The sequence below is a fragment of the Aequorivita echinoideorum genome (genome assembly GCF_018476645.1).
Taxonomy (GTDB): Bacteria; Bacteroidota; Bacteroidia; order Flavobacteriales; family Flavobacteriaceae; genus Aequorivita; species Aequorivita echinoideorum.
The window spans coordinates 119,870-135,224 of the sequence record NZ_JAHCTB010000003.1 but is presented as its reverse complement, the minus strand read 5'-3'; the positions used below and the strand labels follow the sequence as shown (position 1 = coordinate 135,224).

Genomic DNA, 15,355 nt, shown 5'->3' with positions numbered 1-15,355 from the left:
GTTTTTTAATTTGGAATGTAATGTTACGATTTTGTTAATAGCTATGCAAGTTTAAGACTGGCTTTGGAAATTCGATTTTCATCCAAATCTTTTTTAATTCAAATTTGTTGCCAAAATAAAATTTGAGAATGCTTTTAAATTACAATTTTTTATAGCACCTACCGATGCTGATCAATAAGTATAATATTCCCATCCGGGTCTTTAAGCATAATACTGGCGGGACCTGAAGTAGCAGGATCTATTTTTGGAGAAATAAATTCTATACCGGAATTTTCAATTCGACTTTGAATTTCCCTAATGTCCAGAAATGATTCAACGTTCTTTCCATTTTCATCCCAGCCGGGATTGAACGTTAAAATGTTACCGTCAAACATATCCTGAAAAATTCCGATAAGCGCATTCTCATTTTTCATTATTAAATATTTCTGTTCGAGACTTCCGCCCAGGACAGTAAATCCAAGGTTCTCATAAAAATTTTTCGAAACATTGATGTCTTTTACGTTCAAACTCATGCTAAATGCCCCCAATCTCATATTTTCCATATTTTGTTCATACACTATTTTTTCGGTTTTATTGAATGTAAACCCAAGTAACGAGCAAATTACAAAGCCAAATGCAATTAATAGTATATTTTTCATAATTGTATTTTTTTTTAATTAATTATTATTTGAAGGAGTATCTACTTCTTAAACATAAAATAAACCGCCAAAATAAGTAGCACAAACGATATAACGTGATTCATCCGGAAGGTTTCGGTTTTAAAAACCAAAAGCGTAAAACCGACAAAAACTACAAGTGTTATAACTTCCTGTAAAACTTTAAGTTGAAGTAAAGTGAATGGACCTCCGTTGCCGCTGTAACCAATCCTATTTGCGGGCACTTGAAACATATATTCAAAAAGTGCTATTCCCCAACTTATCAAAACGATGGCTATTAGCCCCAGTTTATTGAACCATTTCCATTCAGCGAATTTTAAATGGCCATACCAGGCAAGTGTCATAAACGAATTGGAAAGTACAAGCAAGCATACTGTAAGGATTGACTTCATTTTATTATAGTTTACTTTGAAAAAAAAAATTGCTGAGATAAAGTTTCAAAAATTATTGCAGGGGCCAGAATATAGGAACCAATAACATTAAAAAAATGAATAGAATTAAGGTGAGAGGTAACCCAACCTTTAAAAAATCGCTGAATTTGTATTTTCCGGGACCGAATACCAAAATACACGATGGCTCAAAAGGCGCTATTAGTGAAACCGAAGCCCCAAGCATAATAGCAATGGCAAATGTACGCGGATCCGTTTCCAAAAGTGCGGCAGTATCAATGGCCACCGGTAAAACTACAAGAGCAGCGGCAGCGTTACTCATGGGCTGGGTAAGTAAAATCACTAACAGAACAAAACCTCCCAAAACGTACATTGGCCCCATATCGCCAAGTAATTTCATGATATTTTCGGCCAAAAATTGGGATGCCCCACTATTTTCCATAGCTGTTCCAAAGGCAGTCATCCCGCCGATTAGAATAAGCAATTTCCAATTGATGATTTGGTATACACGTTCAACATTAATAGCGCCGGAGAGGACCGTAAGCAATGCCGCGGCCATAAAAGCGATGGAAAGTGGCGCCCATCCCAACGTTCCGGCAAGTATGGCAATCAAGAAAATCACCGCCGCAAATATGCCTTTCTTTTCCTTGAACATCGTTACACGGAAATCGCCTACAACCGAAAATTCATTGGAATTTCTATTGTTATCAATATCTTCCTGCGTACCCTGAACGAGTAAGGTATCGCCAATCCGTAATTTGAGTCCACCTATTTTCTGGGAAACTGTTCCGCCAAAACGCTGTACCGCAAGTACAACGAGATCGTAATTTTGGCGAAAACGGGATTCTTTTAACGTATGGTTTATTAAACGGGAGCCAGGGGTTATAAGTAGTTCGGCCATCATTACTTTTTCATTCTCAACTTGTTTTTCACCAATGGTATCTGCAAGAACGTCGAGTCCCGGTTTTTCTTTAATCCGTATTAAATCTTCAACGCTACATTCCACGAGCATAATATCTTTTGCTTGAATACGCGTAGATGGCCGCGGAATAAATTCCTCTTTATTTCGAATTATTTTTAGAATTCGTATTTGCATTTTAGCTATATCTGAAGCAAATGCAACCTGCCCAACCAAAGCAGATTTCTCGGAAACCAAAATTTCAGATAGATATTGGGCAATTTCGTACCGTTCATTATAGCCTCCATCTTTATGGTCTGGCAATAATTTTTTATAAAAAATTAAAATGAAAACAATTCCAGTAAAGAGAAAAATGAGTCCTATCCCCAATATCTCAAAGAAACTCAGGGGCTCCATTCCAGCTTGCGCTATATATCCGCTCACGGCCACATTGGTAGAAGTTCCTATGAGCGTGCAGGTGCCACCAAGTATGGAAGCAAATGCAACGGGAATCAATACTTTTGAGGGGCTCAAATCCAGTTTGCGGCACATTCCAATTACGGGCCCGGTAACTAGAGCGGTTACGGTTGTGTTGTTCATAAACGCTGATAGCGCGCCCGTTACAAACATAGTGTAGCCCACGAAAAGTGTTTTACTCTTTACTACTTTTATCATTTGGGAACCCACTTTATCCAGCAATCCTGTTTCTGAAAGCGCCCCGGAAATGATAAATATGGAGGCCAAAATAATAATGAAATCGCTGCTGAATCCTTCAAATGCTTCCTGCGGAGAAATTATACCGAAGAGCGCCAGTATCACCAGCATCCCGATGGTTACAATATCCACTGAAAATTTTTCAGTTGCAAATAATATGATGACTAGAACAAGAAGACCGATCACCAATGCAATTTCCATAGCATATAATTAAAATCCACTAAAGATATGTAAAAGGTTTCCACGAAAATTGACGCAGAATTTAATTTTTAAAAATGCTAAAAAAAAAATAATTATCCGTGGATGGATTGATGCTTGCTAAGGTTTTTCATAACGTCTGCTTCAAAAGAAAGAAGATCATTCCACTTTTGGTCCACCTCGGTTCTGTCACCATACTTTCGGGCAAAGCCTAAAAACATGGTATAATGATTTGCTTCACTTACCATTAATTTTCTGTAAAATTCTGCCAATTCCCTATCTTCCAACTGCTCACTCAAAAGCCGAAAACGTTCACAGCTTCTAGCCTCTATCAATGCTGCATAAAGCAATCTGTGGATAAGTTGCGTGGTTCGGCTTCCGCCTTTTGGGAAAAAAGATAGAATCTGGGCCACATATTCATCCTTTCTATCGCGACCCAATATCCAGCCGCGCTCCAAAATTTTATCGTGAACCATCTTAAAATGGCTAATTTCCTCCTTTACAAGCGCAATCATTTCCTGAATTAAATCCGTGTACTCCGGGAAACTAACAATTAAAGAGACCGCCGTTGATGCCGCCTTTTGTTCGCACCAAGCGTGATCGGTTAAAATATCTTCAATGTTTTTTTCAACAATATTTACCCAGCGTGGGTCTGTGGGAAGTTTTAAACCAAGCATTTTGTTTTAAAATTTATATGAGAGATTTTCAGCAATTTAAATATCAAGATCAAATTCCTGCCGCAACCTATCAATCAATGGATTTTTCTCTTTCAGTTTTTCAAATTTTTCTCGTGGTGTGTACGCATATTTCTTCTCAACCGCTTCGTTTACGGTAATATCGAGATCGATTTCATAATTTTGAAGTTTTTCCCGCAGAAATCCCAAAAGTTCATATTTGGCACGTTCCACTTCCACTTTAATGGTTTGGTTTGGAAATTCCAAATGGATTATGGTTCCCTCCAAACGTGGAACGCCCATCGTCAAGTGCGAAAGCAAATTGAATTTTCCGTCACTTTCAACCGTATTGGCATATTCTTGCCAAGCAACTTGCATTTCATCTTCAGAAAAATCGTTTACGGGCAAGTTATCTTCAGTGGGTTGGTTGGCAACCAATTCCTGTTTTATTTCCTGTTTTTTCTGGATACTTTTAAGTGAAAGTGCCGAAACCTTTTTGGCATTTCTTTCAGCCAAAAGTTGGGGACGCTCATTCACCTTTTCCGTGGGTGCTTCTATTGAATTATCATTTGAAGCTGCCTTATTTTCTGAAAAATCGCGGCTTTCAGAATTATTTTTTGAAGAAATTTCTTCCGAAGGTTCCCTTAGAATTTCAGCGTTTTGCTTGGCTACTTCAGTTTTTGGAATTTGATTAGGAACCACACTTCCCGCTGATGTAATCTTTTTTGAAGTATATTCTTCACTCCTAAAATAGGAGGGAGGTATTATGAAACGTTCGTGGGAATTAGACTTTTTTTTTTCGCCCTGAAAATTCAAGGAAGCAAGTTGCATCAAGCACAGTTCTACCAGTAACCGTTGATTCTGGCTGTTTTTATATTTTAGATCACACGCATTTGCAAGCTCTATGGCATCAATCAAAAATTGGGAACTCGTCTTTTGTGATTGCTCAAAATACATAGTCTTAACCTGCTCACCAACCTCTAACAATGCAATGGTTTCCTGGTTTTTGCACACCAGCAAATCCCGGAAATGGGAAGCAAGACCCATAATAAAGTGGTGGCCATCAAAACCTTTAGAAAGAATTTCATTATAAGAAACCAATACTTGCGGAATATTGCACTCCAAAAGCAAATCAGTAATCTGAAAGTACCACGTATAATCAAGTACATTTAGGTTTTCCGTGACGGCCTCCCGCGTTAAATTTTTTCCGGCAAAACTAACAACACGGTCAAAAATGGAAAGCGCATCGCGAAGTGCTCCATCAGCCTTTTGCGCAATGATATGCAGCGCATCATCTTCGGCATCAATGTTTTCAGACTTTGCAACATCGGCTAGATGTTCTTTAATATCTTTTACGCCAATTCTTCTGAAATCGAAAATCTGGCAGCGAGAGAGTATTGTGGGTATAATTTTGTGCTTCTCAGTAGTGGCCAAAATAAATATGGCGTGCTTGGGCGGTTCTTCCAGCGTTTTCAAAAACGCATTGAAAGCCGAGGAGGACAACATATGTACCTCATCTATAATGTAAACCTTATATTTTCCTACCTGGGGAGGAATGCGAACCTGATCAATCAAATTTCGAATATCGTCAACCGAATTGTTTGATGCCGCATCCAGTTCAAAAATATTGAAGGCAAAATCCTCGCCTTCTTTTTCAGTTCCATCCTGATTTATTTTTTTTGCAAGAATACGGGCGCAGGTAGTTTTTCCTACGCCGCGAGGGCCTGTAAACAGCAAGGCTTGGGCTAAATGATTGTTTTCAATGGCATTTTCCAGCGTATTAGTAATAGCCTGTTGCCCTACAACATCCTTAAAAATGGCGGGGCGATATTTTCTGGCCGAGACGATGAAATGTTCCATATTTTTTAGTCATCAATATTCAGTTGCAGTTGGCAGTAAAATTTAAATAGAAAATTGCAACTAATCCTATTTCAAAACTTGAAAAAAATAATATTGACTTTGTAGCAAATATAAAGATGTACAATGGCTTTTTAAAAAATAGATGTTTCAAATTTCCCATATTTATCAACATTGATTTACTTTTGCGCAGCAGGCCGCCTTATCGCTGCCGAAATTATTCGGGGGAGGAAAGTCCGGGCACCAAAGGGAAGCATAGCGGCTAACGGCCGTCGTCCCGAACCCGCTTCGGGATAGGACAAGTGCAACAGAAAGGATGTACAGGTAATGCTGTAGTGAAACCAGGTAAACTCTATGCGGTGAAATGCCACGTAAACCTGCGCCCCGTGTCCCGATAGCTATCGGGATGGGAAAGGGTACCCGCCCGATGCAGGAGGGTAGGCAGATTGAGCTTTTTGGCAACAATAAGCCTAGATAAATGATAAGGTGTCAAATTAATTTTGGTAACAGAACCCGGCTTACAGGCCTGCTTTTTTTCTTCGTGAAAGGGATTTTCTTGAGAAGATGTTATTTATTCTGAAAAAAAGCTGAACATATTTCCGCCATATTTTCTGGCTTCGGAAAAATTTTCCAAATTTGAAAGATCGTTCATTTTGGAATGTTCAATTACCAATATTCCTTCTTCCTTTAAAAGTTTTTTTTCGAAAATCACATTTTTTATTGACTCCAATTGAGAGACATTAAATTCGTATGGCGGATCCGCGAAAATAATGTCAAACTGACCGGAGATAGTTTCAAGATATTTCGATACTTCTGATTTGATGGGAATTATTGGAAAATCAAATTCATCAGAAATTTTATTTATAAACTGAATGCAGGCATAATTTTCATCAACAGCCGTGATCGTTGGCACGCCGCGCGAAGCAAATTCAAAGCTGATATTCCCCGTCCCGCTGAATAGATCCAGAACCGAGAGCTCTTCAAAAAAATAACGAACTCTAAGAATATTGAAAAGGGCTTCTTTGGCAAAATCAGTAGTGGGTCTTACCGGGAGATTTTTTGGGGCCGTAAGTCTTCTACCTTTATGTGTGCCGGAGATTATTCGCATTTACAAGGTGTTTTTTAAGATAAAATGGTTGTGTGGCATTGCGGCATCAATAAATTTGGTGTGCTGTTGAAAATCAGCGAATTGCACATTTCGTATATAGGTATATGCAATTTTATACAGGTTGTTGTTTTCATCAATATCGCCATAAAGCGTAACGGGAACGGTATCCGGATTCAATTTTAATTGTTCAAAGCAGAACAAAGTATAATATATAAAATCCTCTGGAGTCTTGAATTGGAAAGTATTGCACAATTGAAGCGCGCCATCTTTAATTATGATACAGTCAAAACTATTCTTTAGAAAGTGTAAATGGACGGTTGGCGAATCTGATTGATTTTCTTTTGCTAATAAGGTGTTCAGCAAAATTGTAGTGGAATGAAAATAACTGAATGAACCGTAGCGCTCAAAGAAGTAATTGTTGATATTTATGAAGGGTACATAAACGACTACAACTCCCAAAGTCTCCAGTCTGTCATGCGCAATGTAATCATTGGCGAGAATCTTTGAATTAAACTTTAAATATTCGCTGGATTTGGATTCATCAAAAAGTGTTTGGGGAACCAAACTATAATTGGAAGTGGCATAAACAATTGAAATTTCAGAAAAAGGCCCATCAAAAATAGTATTTTCTGAAAGTGTATTTTCAATTTCTATTAGCAGTTCTTCGGGTGTGGTGCTGTGGGGAAGCGATTTTTCAATAAAAAAAAGTGTTTCGTCGCTTTCTAAATTTGTGACCAAAAAAGAAAGTCCGATCAATGAAACTTGAACGGACAGTCTTTTATTTATGGAATTGTCTATGTTATTTGTCTTTAACAGAGTCGTAAATTTTTGGCCAGTTTCCAGCGGTGTTTACATCGTCCATAGATCCTACTTTAATATAGGCACCATTCACTCCGTCCACGGATTGTACTTGGTTTTCTTGCTTTAAAAGATCTTTATCCAAATCATTCAAGATGTCATTTTTGGCTACGCGCGCTTCAAAAACAGAATAGGTTGCATCACTCTTGGAAATTTTCCCGGCGCGAAGCTCAACCTTTGCATCAACCCCTTCGATTGGGACATTCATCATATTTTTATAACGGTCTGTTCCTGCGTAAAGGGAATCTTTAACAGGGGTAAATCCTAAAGTATCAATGAGGGTGGACTCAATGTAATATCCTTCATCAATTCCGAAGGCTTTATTTTTTGCGACATCAGCATAACTTGTATCCCGTCTTTGAATAACAGCAAATTGTGCAGTGTCTATGAAGCGGACAAGACTATCAAAACTTCCAGTAAATTTTCCAGTAATTTCTTTGTGCGCAAGTTGTGCTGCTTGAATATCCTTTAAATTTTTGATTACTTTGGCGTAGCGCGCTTCTTTGATTTCATTGAACTTTACAGGTCCATTTACGGAGCTATACAGTTTCCATCCCAAAAAGATGATCACAATCCAAAGAACAATCTGAATTACTAATTTCATTATTACTAAAGTTTAAGTGTTGAATTACTAAAAGGTCTATCGCAAATCTACAATTTTTTTTTAATCGTTAAAGTCATATTCCGAAAAAATCATGGCTATCTTTAAACCCTTACAGAGAGCCGAGAACTATGAACGTTTCTGAATTTTACAGTGTTTTAAAAAATGATTTTCCCTACACAACTACTGCCAAGCAAGATATTGCGCTTCAATTGCTCGCAAAATTCGTGCTAGATTCCCAGGAAAACGGTCTTTTTTTATTGAAAGGTTACGCTGGTACGGGAAAAACTACCATTATTGGAACTTTGGTAAAAAACCTTTCAAAAATCAAGCAAACTTCAGTTTTATTAGCTCCAACAGGCCGCGCGGCAAAAGTGATCAGTAATTATTCAAACCGGCAAGCTTATACTATTCATAAAAAAATATATTTTCCAAAAGGGGAGAGCGGCGGGGGAATTTCCTTTACACTTCAAACCAATAAGCATAGAAATACCTTATTTATTGTGGATGAAGCATCTATGATACCCGACGTAAATCAGGATTCAAAATTATTTGAAAACGGTTCGCTGCTGGATGATTTAATGCAATATGTATACAGCGGAGACAATTGCAAACTTTTGCTCATTGGCGATTCCGCGCAGTTGCCACCGGTTCGTTTGGATATAAGCCCAGCTTTGGATGCTTCAATTTTGGAAAATCAATACAGTCGGCAAATAAGTAAAATTGAATTGGATGAAGTTGTAAGACAGCAAAAGGACAGCGGTATTCTTGTAAATGCCACTAAAATAAGGGAAACTATTGACGATGGTTTTTTTGAGACCTTCAAATTTTCTGCGCTTAAGTTTCCAGAAGTGGTGAGACCTACGGACGGACAGGAAATAATGGATGCTATAAATGACAGTTATGCCCAACTTGGCAACGAGGATTCCGTAATTATTGTACGCTCAAATAAAAGGGCAAATCTTTACAACCAAAGCATTCGGCAACGCATTTTATTCCAAGAATCTGAATTGGCCGCCGGAGATTATTTAATGGTGGTGAAAAACAATTATTTTTGGCTGGATAGCAGCAGTGAAGCAGGTTTTATTGCCAATGGCGATATTGTTGAAGTGATGGAAATTTTCGCTTTTAAAGAACTCTACGGTTTTCGTTTTGCCGATGTGAAACTGCGAATGGTAGATTACCCAAAGATGAAGCCTTTGGAAACAACATTGCTTTTGGACACGCTTACTTCCGAAAGTCCTTCGCTCACTTATGAAGAATCAAATAGTTTATATGTTGAAGTGATGAAAGATTACGCTTCCGAAAAATCCAAATACAAAAAGTTTTTAGCGGTTAAAAACAATAGATATTTCAATGCGTTACAGGTGAAATTCAGCTACGCCATCACGTGCCATAAATCGCAGGGAGGACAGTGGAACACGGTTTTTGTAGAGCAGCCCTATTTGCCGAACGGTGTTGATAAAGAGTATCTTCGCTGGCTTTACACTGCGATTACACGGGCACGGGAAAAGTTATATCTCATTGGTTTCAAAGAAGATTTTTTTGAAGCCTAACGCCACCATTCACAAAATTTCCCATCATTTATATTGAAACGGCTATTTGCCACCAATTTTAGAAAACCTTGGAAAAAAAAGTATAAAGTGCGCAAACTTCTTATTTTTGGTTTCCAAATTAAAAAATATCTCTTTTGAAAATAATAGCAATGATTCCGGCGCGTTACGCCGCGTCCAGATTTCCTGGTAAATTAATGAAAGATTTGGGCGGTAAGCCCGTAATCGTTAGAACATATGAAGCCGCAAAAGCAACGGAACTTTTTGATGAAGTTTATGTGGTAACGGATAGCGATATTATTTTCAGTGAAATTGAAAAGCACGGCGGAAAGGCAATTATGAGCCAAAAGGAGCACGATTGCGGCAGTGACCGAATAGCAGAAGCGGTTGAACATATGGATGTGGATATTGTTGTTAATGTTCAAGGAGATGAGCCATTTACCAGCCGTGAAGGACTTGAAAAAGTATTGTCCGTTTTTAACGAAACCGATGCCGAAAAAATCGATTTGGCCTCCCTTATGACCGAAATCACGGATTGGCAGGAAATCAGCGATCCCAATTGCGTAAAGGTTTTAACAGATAAAGATAATTTTGCCCTCTATTTTTCCCGTTCGCCCATACCATATCCGCGTGATAAAAATGTGGATGTAAAATATTATAAGCACAAAGGTATTTATGCATTTAGAAAACAGGCGATTATGGATTTTTATAGATTGCCAATGCGTTCGTTGGAAGCGGTTGAAAAAATAGAGTGCATCCGGTATTTGGAATACGGAAAAAATATAAAGATGGCAATTTCAAATATTGCCGGTGTAGAAATAGACACTCCAGAAGATCTTGTAAAAGCAAATAAAATGCTGGCGGAAAATTCACCAAAAACGGTCAATAATAAATTTAGGAATTTTCCGATGGTACCAAAAGTGGTATTCGGTCAAGGATCGTTCAACCAATTATTGGATATTTTGGCCGAACATAAAAAGGAGAATGCGCCATTTATATATTTGGTAGATGATGTTTTCGAAGGAAATACTTCACTTATAAATAGAATAAGTCTTCGTTTCAACGATAAATTGATTTTTATATCTGCAGCTGAAGAGCCAAAAACCTCACAAGTTGATGAATTGGTAAAAAATATTAAAGCAGAATTCAAAAACAGTCCCTCTGGCATTATTGGAATTGGTGGTGGTACGGTTATGGATTTAGCGAAAGCTGTTTCCATAATGCTGGCTAATGAGGGAAGCGCGGCAGATTACCAAGGTTGGGATATTGTTAAAAACAAAGCAATCTACCACGTGGGAATTCCCACAATTTCAGGTACAGGCGCTGAAGTTTCACGAACAACGGTTTTAACGGGCCCTACGCGCAAATTGGGCATAAATAGTGATTACACGCCATTTGATCAAGTTATTTTGGATCCAGATTTAGCGCAGGGTGTGCCAAAAAACCAATGGTTTTATACGGGTATGGATTGTTTTATTCATTGTGTTGAATCGCTAAATGGTACTTTTTTGAATGCTTTTAGCCAGAGTTACGGTGAAAAGGCATACGATCTTTGTTTGGAAATCTTTTTGGGAAATACACTTTCGGAAGAAGAATCCCGGGCAAAATTGATGATGGCCTCGTGGCACGGCGGCATGAGCATTGCGTATTCTCAGGTTGGTGTTTGCCACGCTATGAGTTACGGTCTTTCATATGTATTAGGAACAAAGCACGGGGTAGGTAATTGTATCGTTTTTCAATATTTGGATGAATTTTATCCCAAATACGTTGCAATTTTTAAAGAAATGGCACTAAAAAATGATGTGGAAATTCCGAAAGGAGTTTGCGAAAATATTTCAGAAGAACAATTGGAAATGATGGTTCATATAGCAATGGGTATGGTTCCTTTATGGGAAAACGCACTGGGCGCAGATTGGCAATCTATAATAACGCCTTCAAAATTAAAAAAACTATATAGGAAGATGTAATTCTGTAAATACCAAATATGGGAATTACAAAATTCATATTTAATAAAATAATGGGCTGGAAGATCGAAGGATCTTTTGATCCATCAGTTAAAAAAGCTGTTGTGATAGTAGTCCCGCATACAAGTTGGCACGACTTCTACATTGGGGCCTTCGCGAGAAGAATTTCCAAAACCCAAATAAATTACATCGCAAAAAAAGAACTATTTTCCTGGCCATTTGGTTGGTATTTTAAATGGATGGGTGGTGCGCCTTTGGATAGAACACCGGGTCAACGCAAAGTTGAAGCCATCGCCCAACTTTTCAAATCCAAAAATGAATATAGACTCGCAATGGCTCCCGAGGGAACGCGAAAAAAAGTTTTAAACTGGAAAACGGGTTATTATTACATTGCTTTAGCTGCAAATGTTCCTATTATTTGCGTTGCTTTCGATTATCCGCACAAAAAAGTAATAATAAACAAACCATTCTATCCATCCGGAGATATTGATAAGGATACGAAAAGACTTCGGTCTTACTACAAGGGAATAATTGGAAAAAATCCGGAATATTCTTAGTTGGATTTTTGTTAATAGCTAATTGAAAAATCTTCATAACTATTTGATATTCAATACTTAATGTTAAATTTTAGTTAAGTTTGACGCGACGTGTTTTTTCAATTTCAGACTTCTTATTAACTATGCAGCAAATTAACAAACAAACACACATAAAAATGAAAAAATTAAAATTTGTATTCCCGCTCGTTGCTTTGACGCTTGGGGTTGCTTGTAGTAATGATGATGATAACTCTGGAACAGATGATGGACCCATCCCAACTGTAATCAATGCCAATTTATTTGCAACCAGCAATCTTAACGACAATGTTATTTCTTTCGATTTTACACCGAATGGAATAGCAACACGTACTTTTAGTACAAGTTCAAACGATAATGAAGGTGTTTATTTTGATGATGATGATAATGAATTATTCGTAGTGTCACGTTCACAGGGTGTTATTAATACCTATTCAAACATCGATAATTTACAGAGTGGTGAAATTTCACCATTTTTATCCAGCAGTTCGGTATTGGATAGTCCACGCGATATCGATAGAAACAACGACCTATATGTAGTTGCCGATAACACAGATTTAGATGGAAACCCTGATACTGGCGAAGGTCGATTTTTTGTATTCTCAAGAAATAACGAAGGCTATACTTTGAGAAATACGGTGACCGTAGATTATGCAGTATGGGGAATTGAATTTATCGGTAACGATCTATATACTGTAGTTGACAAAACTTCAGATGTGGCAGTTTTAAGAAATTTCCTTACCACTTACACTACAGATGTAACTGCAGTTCCAGATAAAAGAATTACTATTGAAGGGATAGCTAGAACCCACGGTATTGCTGAAGATGATGGTTTTGTAATTTTAACAGATATTGGTGATGCAGATATAAGTACAGATGGTGGCTTACACTTCATCTCAAACTTTGTTTCAAAATTCAATAGCGTAGAAAATGGCGGAACACTGGCTGTTGCCGGAAACCAAGTGCGTGTATCAGGAAACCTTACCGAGTTGGGGAATCCTGTTTCAGTAGCATACGACAACGGTAGAAACACAATAATGGTAGCAGAACGCGCAAATGAAGGTGGTAAAATTTTATTCTTCACCAATGTGGAAGCTGGAGGAAATCTTAGACCTTCACTCAGCACCCCATTTGAAGGTGCATCATCTGTATATTTTGAAGACCGTTAATAAACAATAATTGAAAAAAAAAGAAAAGCCATCTAATAAAGATGGCTTTTTTTATATGAATTTTGCAACAATCATTCTTCTGAGGTTTCTTCCATAGTATGATATACATTTTGTACATCATCATCTTCCTCTATTTTCTCAAGTAATTTTTCTACATCAGCCGCTTGTTCTTCAGTCAATTTTTTGGTGACCTGAGGGATTTGTTCGAACCCAGAAGATAAAATTTCAATTTTGTTTTCTTCCAAATAGGATTGAATTGCGCCAAAGCTTTCAAATGGTGCGTAAATCATTATTCCATCTTCATCCTCAAAGATTTCATCTACTCCGTGATCTATCAGCTCAAGCTCAAGTTCCTCGATATCGAGCCCTTCCGGATTGATTCTAAAATTACACGTGTGGTCAAACATAAATGAAACTGAACCGGAAGTTCCCAAACTACCATCACACTTATTGAAATAGGAACGTATGTTGGCCACTGTTCGCGTATTATTATCGGTCGCGGTTTCAATTAAAATAGCGATACCGTGGGGCGCGTAGCCTTCAAAAAGCACCTCTTTATATTCACCCAGGCTTTTATCGCTGGCACGTTTGATGGCGCGTTCCACATTATCCTTCGGCATATTTACTGCCTTCGCATTTTGTATTACCGCACGAAGTCTTGAATTGGCATCGGGATCCGGGCCGCCCTCTTTTACCGCCATTACAATATCCTTTCCTATGCGGGTAAATGCTTTGGACATTGCGGACCAACGCTTCATTTTTCTTGCTTTCCTAAATTCAAAAGCTCTTCCCATATCTATTTTATGTTATAAAATTTTAATTATTCTCTGAAAAATCTGATCAAATATAAAAAATCCCAATCGCTTCGTAATAATCATTTTATTAAATCTTACCACTTAGAAACATTTGAATTAAATGATTAGATTACAATACATAACTAATTAAATTTAAATATTTTGTGATTTATCCAACCAATGAATCTATGATTTCCGCCAACTCAAAATCCTTCTCGGTAACCCCATCGGCATCGTGAGTGGAAAGATAAATTTCCAATGAATTATATACATTGCTCCACTCTGGATGATGCTCCATTCTTTCCGCTTCAAAAGCAATGCGCGTCATTGCTGAAAAAGCTTCCTTGAAATTTTCAAATTCAAAAACAGTGTGCAGTGCACCATCGTGATAATCCCAACCTTCAAAATTCTTTAATTTTTCATTGATTTCTTTTTCTGATAACGCTTTCATAATTTCTTTGATTTTATTGTGAAATGAATAGTTCTATTTATTTTATCGATATAATCTCTTCCTTCAAACTACATTCTTCAATAACCTGTGAAACAGTAATTTGATGAGTATCGGGCAGCTTATTTTTCTTCGGAAGAATTGCTTGATAATCATCTTCATTTCTTCTGTAAATGCTTTTAAAGATAGGCATTTTATCTCCCATTTTTGAAGTGATTTCCATGAAGAGGTCTTCATGATGAATCATATCATTACTGGCCAAATGAAAAATTCCCGTCGAACCTTTATTGACAATAAAATGGATTTGTTGCGACACTTTATTTATTGTGGTTGCACTTATTACCAAGTTTGGGTACACATCAAAAGTTGCCGCGTGCCTGATACATTGCCGTAAATGTACAATCTCTGGCGAATTAATACCCAAAACAAACGGAAGCCTTAAAATGGCTGTTTGTGCTGGGATTTGTTCCAATAATAATTTTTCAATTGAAATCTTCAATTTTCCAGATGCAGACGCTGAAAGTGGCGCATCATCCTCGAATGCCGGATGCTGAAACTTGCCGTCAAATACTTCGGAAGAAGAAATATATAGAACCGTACAATTAAAATGAAGCATTGCATAATTCACAATTTCCTCGTGAGCTTCAAATAGTGCTTGATTGCTTCCGTGAAATGCGGAAATTATAATAGTAGGCTGAATTTCATTCAGCAATAAAAAAAGCGAATCTTCTTCTGCGCAATAACGAAAAAACACCTGATTTTCAGAAAACGCACCGTGCTGATGGCAGTAGGTACAATACACCTCAAAATAGGAGAGAAGCTCTTTGTACAGCGCATTGCCAATAAAACCACTGCCTCCCAAAATTAAAATACGCTGCTTGTCTTGCTTCAACTTCATTAAA

15 protein-coding genes, 1 other RNA gene and 1 pseudogene are annotated in these 15,355 nt (G+C 37.6%); 6 read left to right on the top strand and 11 right to left on the bottom strand.

Features of this window, described 5'->3' with window-relative positions:
• Positions 1 to 158: 158 nt before the first annotated feature.
• The 5 genes from KIV10_RS07450 to KIV10_RS07430 form a co-directional block, all read right to left on the bottom strand.
• Positions 159 to 638, bottom strand: a complete 480-nt coding sequence (locus tag KIV10_RS07450; protein WP_317194710.1) for a VOC family protein — start codon at positions 636 to 638, stop codon at positions 159 to 161.
• Between the two features lie 41 nt (positions 639 to 679).
• Positions 680 to 1,048, bottom strand: a complete 369-nt coding sequence (locus tag KIV10_RS07445) for a DMT family protein (RefSeq protein WP_214112887.1) — start codon at positions 1,046 to 1,048, stop codon at positions 680 to 682.
• 52 nt (positions 1,049 to 1,100) lie between these two features.
• A complete protein-coding gene (locus KIV10_RS07440; protein WP_214112886.1) occupies positions 1,101 to 2,858 on the bottom strand; it encodes an SLC13 family permease in 1,758 nt (585 codons plus the stop codon).
• 92 nt (positions 2,859 to 2,950) lie between these two features.
• Positions 2,951 to 3,532, bottom strand: a complete 582-nt coding sequence (gene miaE, locus KIV10_RS07435) for a tRNA-(ms[2]io[6]A)-hydroxylase (RefSeq protein WP_214112885.1) — start codon at positions 3,530 to 3,532, stop codon at positions 2,951 to 2,953.
• A 36-nt stretch (positions 3,533 to 3,568) separates the two neighbouring features.
• Complete coding sequence (locus KIV10_RS07430) at positions 3,569 to 5,389, bottom strand: DNA polymerase III subunit gamma/tau (protein WP_214112884.1); 1,821 nt, start codon at positions 5,387 to 5,389, stop codon at positions 3,569 to 3,571.
• 186 nt (positions 5,390 to 5,575) lie between these two features.
• Between KIV10_RS07430 and rnpB the strand changes: the two genes are divergently transcribed.
• Positions 5,576 to 5,923: RNase P RNA component class A (gene rnpB / locus KIV10_RS07425), an RNA gene on the top strand.
• Positions 5,924 to 5,957: 34 nt separating this feature from the next.
• On the opposite strand, the gene KIV10_RS07420 is transcribed toward rnpB, so the two are convergent.
• From KIV10_RS07420 to KIV10_RS07410, 3 genes are read right to left on the bottom strand one after another with little or no spacing between them, the layout of a single operon-like run.
• The gene (locus KIV10_RS07420; protein ID WP_214112883.1) at positions 5,958 to 6,494 is read right to left on the bottom strand and encodes an RsmD family RNA methyltransferase; all 537 of its coding nucleotides are present in this window, start codon (positions 6,492 to 6,494) and stop codon (positions 5,958 to 5,960) included.
• Positions 6,495 to 7,250, bottom strand: a complete 756-nt coding sequence (locus KIV10_RS07415; RefSeq protein ID WP_246516233.1) for a DUF3822 family protein — start codon at positions 7,248 to 7,250, stop codon at positions 6,495 to 6,497.
• Between the two features lie 43 nt (positions 7,251 to 7,293).
• Positions 7,294 to 7,956, bottom strand: a complete 663-nt coding sequence (locus KIV10_RS07410; protein ID WP_214112882.1) for a hypothetical protein — start codon at positions 7,954 to 7,956, stop codon at positions 7,294 to 7,296.
• A gap of 128 nt (positions 7,957 to 8,084) precedes the next feature.
• On the opposite strand from KIV10_RS07410, the gene KIV10_RS07405 reads away from it, so the two are divergent.
• The 5 genes and pseudogenes from KIV10_RS07405 (at position 8,085) to KIV10_RS07390 (ending at position 13,211) form a co-directional block, all read left to right on the top strand.
• Positions 8,085 to 9,509: an ATP-dependent DNA helicase gene (locus KIV10_RS07405; RefSeq protein WP_214112881.1), complete on the top strand. Its 1,425-nt coding sequence runs from the start codon at positions 8,085 to 8,087 to the stop codon at positions 9,507 to 9,509.
• Positions 9,510 to 9,658: 149 nt separating this feature from the next.
• Positions 9,659 to 10,363 (top strand): annotated as a pseudogene (kdsB, locus tag KIV10_RS13925) (3-deoxy-manno-octulosonate cytidylyltransferase); the annotation flags it as partial.
• On the top strand, positions 10,361 to 11,473 hold the full coding sequence (locus KIV10_RS13920) for an iron-containing alcohol dehydrogenase family protein (protein WP_317194714.1): 1,113 nt from the start codon (positions 10,361 to 10,363) through the stop codon (positions 11,471 to 11,473). The pseudogene kdsB and the gene KIV10_RS13920, both read left to right, overlap by 3 nt.
• Positions 11,474 to 11,490: 17 nt before the next feature.
• The gene (locus KIV10_RS07395; protein ID WP_214112880.1) at positions 11,491 to 12,027 is read left to right on the top strand and encodes a 1-acyl-sn-glycerol-3-phosphate acyltransferase; all 537 of its coding nucleotides are present in this window, start codon (positions 11,491 to 11,493) and stop codon (positions 12,025 to 12,027) included.
• Between the two features lie 155 nt (positions 12,028 to 12,182).
• Entirely contained in the window at positions 12,183 to 13,211 is a 1,029-nt protein-coding gene (locus tag KIV10_RS07390) for a hypothetical protein (protein ID WP_214112879.1), read from the top strand.
• Positions 13,212 to 13,282: 71 nt separating this feature from the next.
• Here the strand turns inward: KIV10_RS07390 and KIV10_RS07385 are convergent, their stop codons facing one another.
• The 3 genes from KIV10_RS07385 to KIV10_RS07375 all read right to left on the bottom strand — a co-directional run bounded on the left by KIV10_RS07385 (position 13,283) and on the right by KIV10_RS07375 (position 15,351).
• Positions 13,283 to 14,005 (bottom strand): YebC/PmpR family DNA-binding transcriptional regulator, encoded by a 723-nt coding sequence (locus KIV10_RS07385; RefSeq protein WP_214112878.1) that lies wholly within the window; start codon positions 14,003 to 14,005, stop codon positions 13,283 to 13,285.
• Between the two features lie 169 nt (positions 14,006 to 14,174).
• Entirely contained in the window at positions 14,175 to 14,456 is a 282-nt protein-coding gene (locus tag KIV10_RS07380) for a 4a-hydroxytetrahydrobiopterin dehydratase (RefSeq protein WP_214112877.1), read from the bottom strand.
• A gap of 37 nt (positions 14,457 to 14,493) precedes the next feature.
• The gene (locus KIV10_RS07375) at positions 14,494 to 15,351 is read right to left on the bottom strand and encodes a sugar nucleotide-binding protein (protein ID WP_214112876.1); all 858 of its coding nucleotides are present in this window, start codon (positions 15,349 to 15,351) and stop codon (positions 14,494 to 14,496) included.
• Positions 15,352 to 15,355: the final 4 nt, after the last annotated feature.

Bases quoted from the DNA above. Each gene is read 5' to 3' on its own strand.
- KIV10_RS07445 (WP_214112887.1), bottom strand. From the start codon at position 1,048: ATGAAGTCAATCCTTACAGTATGCTTGCTTGTACTTTCCAATTCGTTT.
- KIV10_RS07385 (WP_214112878.1), bottom strand. From the start codon at position 14,005: ATGGGAAGAGCTTTTGAATTTAGGAAAGCAAGAAAAATGAAGCGTTGG.
- KIV10_RS07380 (WP_214112877.1), bottom strand. From the start codon at position 14,456: ATGAAAGCGTTATCAGAAAAAGAAATCAATGAAAAATTAAAGAATTTT.
- KIV10_RS07395 (WP_214112880.1), top strand. From the start codon at position 11,491: ATGGGAATTACAAAATTCATATTTAATAAAATAATGGGCTGGAAGATC.
- KIV10_RS07450 (WP_317194710.1), bottom strand. From the start codon at position 638: ATGAAAAATATACTATTAATTGCATTTGGCTTTGTAATTTGCTCGTTA.
- KIV10_RS07430 (WP_214112884.1), bottom strand. From the start codon at position 5,389: ATGGAACATTTCATCGTCTCGGCCAGAAAATATCGCCCCGCCATTTTT.
- KIV10_RS07390 (WP_214112879.1), top strand. From the start codon at position 12,183: ATGAAAAAATTAAAATTTGTATTCCCGCTCGTTGCTTTGACGCTTGGG.
- KIV10_RS07405 (WP_214112881.1), top strand. From the start codon at position 8,085: ATGAACGTTTCTGAATTTTACAGTGTTTTAAAAAATGATTTTCCCTAC.
- KIV10_RS13920 (WP_317194714.1), top strand. From the start codon at position 10,361: ATGCTGGCGGAAAATTCACCAAAAACGGTCAATAATAAATTTAGGAAT.
- KIV10_RS07410 (WP_214112882.1), bottom strand. From the start codon at position 7,956: ATGAAATTAGTAATTCAGATTGTTCTTTGGATTGTGATCATCTTTTTG.
- miaE (WP_214112885.1), bottom strand. From the start codon at position 3,532: ATGCTTGGTTTAAAACTTCCCACAGACCCACGCTGGGTAAATATTGTT.
- KIV10_RS07420 (WP_214112883.1), bottom strand. From the start codon at position 6,494: ATGCGAATAATCTCCGGCACACATAAAGGTAGAAGACTTACGGCCCCA.
- KIV10_RS07375 (WP_214112876.1), bottom strand. From the start codon at position 15,351: ATGAAGTTGAAGCAAGACAAGCAGCGTATTTTAATTTTGGGAGGCAGT.
- KIV10_RS07440 (WP_214112886.1), bottom strand. From the start codon at position 2,858: ATGGAAATTGCATTGGTGATCGGTCTTCTTGTTCTAGTCATCATATTA.